Source organism: Acutalibacter sp. LFL-21 (assembly GCF_025630755.1).
In the GTDB taxonomy this organism is placed as follows: Bacteria; Bacillota; Clostridia; order Oscillospirales; family Acutalibacteraceae; genus Acutalibacter; species Acutalibacter stercoravium.
Map to the genome: position 1 here is coordinate 1 of NZ_JAOTNT010000019.1, position 8,057 is coordinate 8,057.

At 52.1% G+C, this 8,057-nt stretch carries 4 protein-coding genes and 2 pseudogenes; all 6 read left to right on the top strand.

The window, feature by feature from the left end; genetic code table 11:
• The first annotated feature begins 170 nt into the window (after window positions 1-170).
• Complete coding sequence (locus tag ODJ80_RS13715) at window positions 171-467, top strand: DUF3847 domain-containing protein (RefSeq protein WP_016147288.1); 297 nt, start codon at window positions 171-173, stop codon at window positions 465-467.
• 241 nt (window positions 468-708) lie between these two features.
• The gene (gene mobQ / locus ODJ80_RS13720; protein WP_263042527.1) at window positions 709-2,217 is read left to right on the top strand and encodes a MobQ family relaxase; all 1,509 of its coding nucleotides are present in this window, start codon (window positions 709-711) and stop codon (window positions 2,215-2,217) included.
• A gap of 15 nt (window positions 2,218-2,232) precedes the next feature.
• Window positions 2,233-4,134 (top strand): AAA family ATPase, encoded by a 1,902-nt coding sequence (locus ODJ80_RS13725; RefSeq protein WP_118638165.1) that lies wholly within the window; start codon window positions 2,233-2,235, stop codon window positions 4,132-4,134.
• 85 nt (window positions 4,135-4,219) lie between these two features.
• Window positions 4,220-5,713: pseudogene (locus tag ODJ80_RS13730) on the top strand (VirD4-like conjugal transfer protein, CD1115 family); the annotation flags it as partial.
• Between the two features lie 67 nt (window positions 5,714-5,780).
• Window positions 5,781-5,909: pseudogene (locus ODJ80_RS13735) on the top strand (Maff2 family mobile element protein); the annotation flags it as partial.
• A 658-nt stretch (window positions 5,910-6,567) separates the two neighbouring features.
• Window positions 6,568-8,057: tetracycline resistance ribosomal protection protein Tet(W) (tet(W), locus tag ODJ80_RS13740; RefSeq protein ID WP_263042526.1), on the top strand; the 1,490-nt coding region annotated here is incomplete at its 3' end.

Here is an 8,057-nt window from a genome sequence, read left to right on the forward strand (position 1 = left end):
GGATAAATGGATTTATTAAGGTGTTTTCCTTACAAATTATGTTATGAAGAAATAGGTAACTTCCTATTTACCAAGTAGCACACAGTAAAACTAAATACCCCCCACAAGGGACAGCCGAGGAAATCGACTGTCCTTTTTCTATGCCGACAGGTAGAAAGGAGTGACCACCCATGACGAAACCGAGAGAAAAAAACCGCGAGGAATTGCAAGCCGAGATTGAGGACGGGAAGAAGAAAATCCGGCAGCTTGAAAACCGGGAAAAGGTGTTGCGGCAAAAGTTATCCCAAGAGGAACGCAGGACGCGCAGCCATCGGCTGATCGTCCGGGGTGCGGTCTTTGAGAGCATTGTGCCGGAAGCCAAGACCATGACCGACGAGGAAGCCGCCGCCTTTCTCCGGCTTGCCTTGACGAGCGAGGAAGCGCGGGCTTATCTGAAAAAACGCACCAAGGGCGGGAAAAGCGAATAATCCCTTTGGCACAAAGGGCGCACTTATACACCCTTACGGGTGCGTGCGCTCTGCCGAGGGCTTGTCGGCACAGAGAGAAAGCCGCTTGCTTCCCTCTCTGACCGACATTGGCGGCTTTGCCGCAACAAGGGGCTGCACCCCTTGCGCCGCTTACGCGGCTATCCCTGCACACCCACAAAAACAGTACACCCGCCGTTGGCGTCTGTACCATTTTTGCGGGTTTTATTATCCTATCCGGGAGGTGATACCCATAGCCATCTACCATTGTAATATCAGCATTGTCAGCCGGGGCAAGGGCAAATCAGCCGTTGCCGCAGCCGCCTACCGAAGCGGCGAAAAGTTGACAAATGAGTGGGACGGAATGACCCACGACTACACCCGCAAAGGCGGTGTTGTCCATACGGAAATCCTACTGCCGCCCAATGCCCCGCCCTCTTTCTCTGACCGTTCAACCTTGTGGAACAGCGTGGAGCTTTACGAGAAAGCCGGGAACGCCCAGCTTGCCAGAGAGATTGACGCGGCGCTTCCCATAGAGTTATCCAGAGAGGAACAGATCCGGCTTGTCCGGGAATACTGTTCCTCTCAATTTGTTTCCAGAGGAATGTGCGTTGATTTTGCCATTCACGACACCGACAGCGGCAACCCCCATTGTCATATCATGCTTACCATGCGCCCCCTTGACGAGCGCGGCGCGTGGGCGGCGAAGTCCAAAAAGGAATATGACCTTGACGAGAACGGCGAGCGCATACGCTTACCAAGCGGCAGATACAAGACACACAAAGTTGACCTCACAGGCTGGAACGACAAGGGCAACGCGCTTTTGTGGCGCAAGGCGTGGGCGGATATTTCAAACGTCTACCTTGAACGCGCCGGAAGCCCGGAGCGTATCGACCACCGCAGCAACGCCGAGCGCGGCATTGACGAGCTGCCCACCGTCCACATGGGCGTAGCAGCTTGTCAAATGGAGAAGAAAGGCGTAGCCACCGAGAAAGGCGAGCTGAACCGGAATATCCAAAAAGCAAACCGCCTTATCCGGGAAATCCGGGCGCAGATTGGAAAGCTCAAAGAATGGATTGGCGAACTGTTCAAGGCGCGGGAAACCGCCCCGGAGCAGCCCCCGCAATCCCCCGGCCTTGCAAATCTGCTGATGAAGTATTTAAGCGTTCAGAGAGAAAAGAGCCGGAAGTATTCGCAGAGTTGGCAAAGGCAGCACACCGCCGGCGAACTGAAAACCGTTGCAAAGGCGGTCAACTATCTTTCCGAGCATGGCATTTCCACCCTTGACGAGCTGGACGCTGCCCTTTCCTCTGTCAGCGACCAAGCCGACGCTATCCGGGAGGGCATGAAAACCGCCGAGAAGCGCATGAAAGAATTGCAAAAGCTGATTGAATACGGGAAGAACTACACCGAGTACAAGCCCATTCACGACGAGCTGAAAAAGCTGAAAAATGGCTGGACGAGCAAGCGCGACAAGTACGAGGAAGCCCACCGCGCCGAGCTTACGCTATGGAACGCAGCGAGCCGCTATCTCCATGCAAATCTGCCGAAAGGGACAAAGACCTTGCCTATCTCTGAATGGGAAAAAGAGTACGCCACTCTCAGCGGGCAGAGAACAGCGGAATATACCAAGCTGAAAGAAACCCGCGCCGAGGTTGCCGAGCTGCACAATATCCGCAAGTGTGTTGACATTGCGCTGAAAGCCGACCAGCCGGAGCAGACCCGCGCCAAGCGGCACGACTTAGAACGATGAAAGGAGTTGAGCTTTTTGTATTACACCCAAGAACAGATAGACCGGGCGAACCAAGCCGACCTTGTTTCTTTCCTGCAATCACAGGGCGAGCAGCTTACCCGCGCCGGGAATGAATACCGCTGGAAACGGCACGACAGCTTGACCGTCCGGGGAAACAAGTGGTACAGGCACAGCCAGAGCAAGGGCGGCGGCCCCGTTGATTTTGTTATGGAGTTTTTCGGCAAGAGCTTCACCGAAGCCGTAGAACTTCTCACAGGAGAAAAGGGAGCCGCACCGCCGCCGGACAGACCTTGCCCCGCGTCCCTATCCGACTTCCGGCTACCGCCCCCAAACAGCGACAACCGAACAGCGAGGAACTACCTCACAACAGCCCGCCGCATTGATGAAGATGTGACGGGCTTTTTCTTTGCCCGCGGCGATATTTACGAGGACGCAGCCCACCACAACGCCGTATTTGTGGGGCGGGACGAGGACGGAATACCGCGCTACGCCCACAGCAAAGGAACGGCGGGAAACTTCCGGCTTGATGTGAAAGGCAGCGACAAAGCCTTTAACTTCTGTTACCGGGGCGAGGGCGAAAGATTGTTTGTCTTTGAAGCACCCATTGACCTGATCTCTTTCCTCTGCCTGTTCAAAAAGGAATGGCAGAAGCAAAGCTACCTGTCATTGGGCGGCGTGGGAGAAAAAGCCCTGTTGCGTTTCCTCTCTGACCGTCCGAACATCAAGACCGTTTACCTCTGCCTTGACAGCGATGAAGCCGGAAACGACGCTTGCAGCCGCCTTGTGAAGCTCATGCCGGAGGGCTTGACCGTCCACCGCCTTGTGCCGCTTTACAAGGACTGGAACGAGGTATTGCAGCACCGGGCAGAAATCACAGACGGGAAGTATATCCGGGAAGCGGTTTACGGATTGAAAGAGCCGCCGCAGGAAGAAACCGTCGAGATTATCCGCATGAGCGAGGTTGACACACAGACCGTTGAATGGCTATGGGAGCCGTATATCCCCTTTGGGAAAGTAACCATTGTGCAAGGCAACCCCGGCGAGGGCAAGACCACCTTTGCCCTACGCCTTGCCGCCGCCTGCACCACCGGGGGAACGCTGCCGGGAATGAAGCCCTTGCCGCCATTCCAAGTGATTTACCAGACCGCCGAGGACGGGCTGGGCGATACTGTCAAGCCCCGCTTGATAGAAGCCGAGGCCGACCTTGACCGCGTGCTTGTGATTGATGAAGCCAAGCGGGAGCTTACCCTCTCCGACGAGCGCATAGAAAAGGCAATCACGCAGAACGGGGCGCGGTTGATTATCCTTGACCCCATACAGGCGTACATGGGCGAAAAGACCGATATGAACAGGGCAAACGAAGTGCGCCCCATGTTCCGCCGCCTTGCCGATGTTGCCGAGCGTACCGGGTGCGCCGTTATCCTTATCGGACACTTGAACAAAGCTGCCGGAGGGCAGAGCGCATACCGGGGCTTAGGTTCTATTGACTTCCGCGCCGCAGCAAGGAGCGTCCTGCTGATCGGGCGCGTGAAGCGGGAGCCGAATGTGCGTGTTATCGTCCATGACAAATCTTCCCTTGCGCCGGAGGGCAAGCCCGTTGCCTTTTGCCTTGACCCGGAAACAGGCTTTTCATGGATAGGCGAATACGACATAACCGCCGACGAGCTGCTATCCGGCGCGGGCGGGAACACCGCCACCAAGACCGAGCAAGCCGAGAAGCTGATACTTGACCTGCTTGCAGACGGGAAAGAGCTTGCCAGCGAGGACATTGTAAAGGCCGCAGCCGAAGCCGGAATATCCGAGAGGACGGTACAGAACGCCAAGCGCAACATGGGCGGCATTTTAGGCGCAAGGCGTGTCGGCGGACAATGGTATAACTTCATCAAGAAGAAGCAGCCACCCGAACCCGCAAGTTGAAAGTGCAAAACGCAGACCCTTTGCACTTTGCACTTTCGCACTTTCACAAGAATTTGCGTCAATAACTCAAAAAAGCACTTGACAAAACGCTTCATGGGGAAACGCCGAAGATATAAAGCCCTACATAGACCCGGATTTCCAAAACAACATCATTTTGACGCAGACGGAACGGCTTACCATGAACAGCCGCCCGAAGCAGCCGAAGTACGCGAGAAATAAGAACGTCGTCGTGATCGGCGGCAGCGGCAGCGGAAAAACAAGATTTTTTGTCAAACCTAATCTAATGCAGCTTCATTCCTCTTACGTCTTAACCGACCCGAAAGGTACGGTTTTGATTGAGTGCGGGAAGCTGCTGCAACGGGCGGGCTACCGCATTAAGGTACTGAATACGATTAACTTCAAAAAATCTATGCACTACAACCCCTTTGTGTATATCCGCAGCGAGAAAGATATTTTGAAGCTGGTAAATACGTTGATAGCGAATACCAAAGGTGAGGGAGAAAAAAGCGCGGAGGATTTTTGGGTAAAGGCAGAACGGCTTTTGTATTGCGCGTTGGTGGGCTACATCTGGTACGAAGCCCCCGCCGAGGAAATGAACTTTATTACCCTGTTGGAACTTATCAACGCCAGCGAAGCCCGCGAGGACGACGAGGAATATCAAAGCCCCGTCGATTTGCTGTTTGCCGACTTGGAAGAACGCGACCCCGACCATTTCGCGGTGAAGCAGTACCGAAAATATAAATTGGCGGCGGGCAAAACCGCAAAATCAATCCTCATTTCTTGCGGTGCGAGGCTCGCTCCTTTTGATATAAAGGAATTGCGCGATCTTATGTCCTACGACGAATTAGAACTTGACACGTTAGGCGACAGAAAAACAGCTTTGTTTTTGATTATGAGCGATACGGACAGCACGTTTAATTTTGTTATCGCTATGCTGCAATCGCAGTTATTTAATCTCTTGTGCGACAAGGCCGACGACGAATACGGCGGCAAGCTGCCGGTTCATGTTCGCTGCCTGTTAGACGAGTTTGCAAACATTGGACAAATCCCGCAGTTTGAAAAATTGATTGCCACAATCCGCAGCCGGGAAATCTCGGCTTCTATCATTCTGCAATCGCAGAGCCAGCTAAAAGCCATTTACAAGGACGCGGCAGAAATCATACTTGACAATGCCGACAGCACCTTGTTTTTGGGAGGGCGCGGGAAAAATGCAAAGGATATTTCGGAGAACTTGGGACGTGAAACAATCGACAGTTTCAACACTTCCGAAAATCGCGGCACGCAGGTTTCTCATGGCCTCAATTATCAGAAATTGGGAAAGGAGTTGATGACACAGGACGAAATCGCAGTTATGGACGGAGGAAAATGTATTTTGCAGTTGCGCGGCGTGCGCCCCTTTTTCAGCGATAAGTACGATATAACGCAGCACCCGAACTACAAATACCTTTCCGACTTCGACAAGAAAAACGCTTTTGACGTTGAACGGTATATGTCCACCCGTCCGGCAATCGTAAAGCCCGACGAACCCTTTGACATATACGAAATAGATTTGTCCGACGAGGACGCAGCCGCCGAATAAAAACGGCGGCATTTTTATTTCCAACAACATTTTTTGAGCCGTTTTAGCGGCAGAAAGCGAGGTTTATATGGATTTTTTCAACAGCGCAGTTGACGTATTGCAGACTTTGGTAATCGCGCTTGGCGCAGGACTTGGCATTTGGGGCGGCATTAACCTCATGGAGGGGTACGGCAACGATAACCCCGGCGCGAATGCTCATGTACGGTAAGGAAGCAAGCAACCGAAAACAAGAGATAGACCGCCAGCACTACACTATTCCGAACCAAAGACCAAAAGATAAGCATTGTGGGAAAATCTAAACTTTTGGATTTTCCTACAATGCCAACTACGGCGGAATCCCTCCCACTCCTTATATATTTCTTTCTGTATACATTGAATTTGTATTTAGTAAAATGCAGACAACACCACGGATCGGCTTTTGGCTGGACAATTCCAACCAAACACCGCAGCAGACAGTAGAAACCATTCTGAACGTTAGGAAGCCGGTATGATTGTTACATATAAGGGGAAGAAAAATTTCTTTTAGATACTTGTTTTCCTAAAACTGATGTGATATAATAATTTCAATTCCAGAAAAGGAGTAAAAAATATGCGGCAAGGTATTCTTAAATAAAACTATAATCAAATAGTGGGAACAAAGGATTATGATAGTCCCTTTTGTAGGGGCTTAGTTTTTTGTACCCAATTTAAGAATACTTTTGCCTTATCAATTTTGACATATCCCCAAAAACAGCACTCACAAACAGGTGTATGCTGTATATGTGTATGTCCGCAAATTATCATCCCCAGTGGTAAAAGTATTTTACTGCTGGGGATTTTTATGCCCTTCGGGGCAGTAAAGGGAGGACAATCACATGAAAATAATCAATATTGGAATTCTTGCCCATGTAGACGCTGGAAAGACGACCTTGACGGAGAGCCTGCTATATGCCAGCGGAGCCATTTCAGAACCGGGGAGCGTCGAAAAAGGGACAACGAGGACGGACACCATGTTTTTGGAGCGGCAGCGTGGGATTACCATTCAAGCGGCAGTCACTTCCTTCCAGTGGCACAGATGTAAAGTCAACATTGTGGATACGCCCGGCCACATGGATTTTTTGGCGGAGGTGTACCGCTCTTTGGCTGTTTTAGATGGGGCCATCTTGGTGATCTCCGCTAAAGATGGCGTGCAGGCCCAGACCCGTATTCTGTTCCATGCCCTGCGGAAAATGAACATTCCCACCGTTATCTTTATCAACAAGATCGACCAGGCTGGCGTTGATTTGCAGAGCGTGGTTCAGTCTGTTCGGGATAAGCTCTCCGCCGATATTATCATCAAGCAGACGGTGTCGCTGTCCCCGGAAATAGTCCTGGAGGAAAATACCGACATAGAAGCATGGGATGCGGTCATCGAAAATAACGATAAATTATTGGAAAAGTATATCGCAGGAGAACCAATCAGCCGGGAAAAACTTGTGCGGGAGGAACAGCGGCGGGTTCAAGACGCCTCCCTGTTCCCGGTCTATTATGGCAGCGCCAAAAAGGGCCTTGGCATTCAACCGTTGATGGATGCGGTGACAGGGCTGTTCCAACCGATTGGGGAACAGGGGAGCGCCGCCCTATGCGGCAGCGTTTTCAAGGTGGAGTATACAGATTGCGGCCAGCGGCGTGTCTATCTACGGCTATACAGCGGAACGCTGCGCCTGCGGGATACGGTGGCCCTGGCCGGGAGAGAAAAGCTGAAAATCACAGAGATGCGTATTCCATCCAAAGGGGAAATTGTTCGGACAGACACCGCTTATCCGGGTGAAATTGTTATCCTTCCCAGCGACAGCGTGAGGTTAAACGATGTATTAGGGGACCAAACCCGGCTCCCTCGTAAAAGGTGGCGCGAGGACCCCCTCCCCATGCTGCGGACGACGATTGCGCCGAAAACGGCAGCGCAAAGAGAACGGCTGCTGGACGCTCTTACGCAACTTGCGGATACTGACCCGCTTTTGCGTTGCGAAGTGGATTCCATCACCCATGAGATCATTCTTTCTTTTTTGGGCCGGGTGCAGTTGGAGGTTGTTTCCGCTTTGCTGTCGGAAAAATACAAGCTTGAAACAGTGGTAAAGGAACCCTCCGTCATTTATATGGAGCGGCCGCTCAAAGCAGCCAGCCACACCATCCATATCGAGGTGCCGCCCAACCCGTTTTGGGCATCCATAGGACTGTCTGTTACACCACTCTCGCTTGGCTCCGGTGTACAATACGAGAGCCGGGTTTCGCTGGGATACTTGAACCAGAGTTTTCAAAACGCTGTCAGGGATGGTATCCGTTACGGGCTGGAGCAGGGCTTGTTCGGCTGGAACGTAACGGACTG

Bases quoted from the DNA above. Each gene is read 5' to 3' on its own strand.
- ODJ80_RS13715 (WP_016147288.1), top strand. From the start codon at position 171: ATGACGAAACCGAGAGAAAAAAACCGCGAGGAATTGCAAGCCGAGATT.